The sequence below is a fragment of the Lactobacillus sp. C449L genome (genome assembly GCF_059900815.1).
Genome location: NZ_JBWXGA010000039.1, coordinates 1 through 657 on the forward strand (window position 1 = coordinate 1; position 657 = coordinate 657).

The 657-nt window shown below is 57.7% G+C and carries 1 protein-coding gene; it reads right to left on the bottom strand.

Annotated elements, in window-relative coordinates; genetic code table 11:
- Positions 1-309 (bottom strand): hypothetical protein (locus AC2JF9_RS08140; RefSeq protein ID WP_500726793.1); only part of this gene is annotated, 309 nt, incomplete at its 3' end.
- Positions 310-657: the final 348 nt, after the last annotated feature.

A 657-nucleotide genomic window follows, 5' to 3' on the forward strand; every position in this document is an offset into this window, starting at 1 on the left:
ATACTCGATTTTATGCCAAACCTGTTCGCGTGTGGGCCCGACAGGTCCGACCTTGAAGCGACGTGTGGCTGGGGAACTACCTCCGATACCGATCACCTGATGGCCCGGATAGACGGTGGAAGTAGTGCTACGATCGAGCCGCGTTGCAGCGTCCAGCATGCCTTCCTGCCCGTAGATTTGTTGTTGCCGCCATGTCCAGACGGGCCATCTGGTCGCCAGCTCTCGGTCCGTAGGCCGAAAGTGGAGCCGATTGTCGGCCAGCACGAATTCCCAGTCGTCCCAGAGAGCGAGCTGCCAAAAATCGCGCAAGCTCCGTTCAATGGAGCAAATCGAAGTCGCTAGCCGAGCCGATTTCTCGTAATCTGCTTCCCCGTGAGTATCATGAGCAGGCAGTAATCGGACCCGCTCCAAGCAGTGTGGAAGCGTATCGACCATAGTAGCAATTGCGGCATCTGGCTCAGCCGCGCTGCCAGGGAAGGCGCCGGTGATTGGTGCGTGACCGATCCGATCCAGGTGGATAATTTCCGAGCTGCGGGCTCTGCGACGGTGACCGTCCGCCTGATCTCTAAGAAGATCAAAATTGATGTTTGTCGCCGCAACTGACGCAAGGATAGCGGCTCGTTGACCCAAACCCGCAAACAGCGATCCTTCGTACGT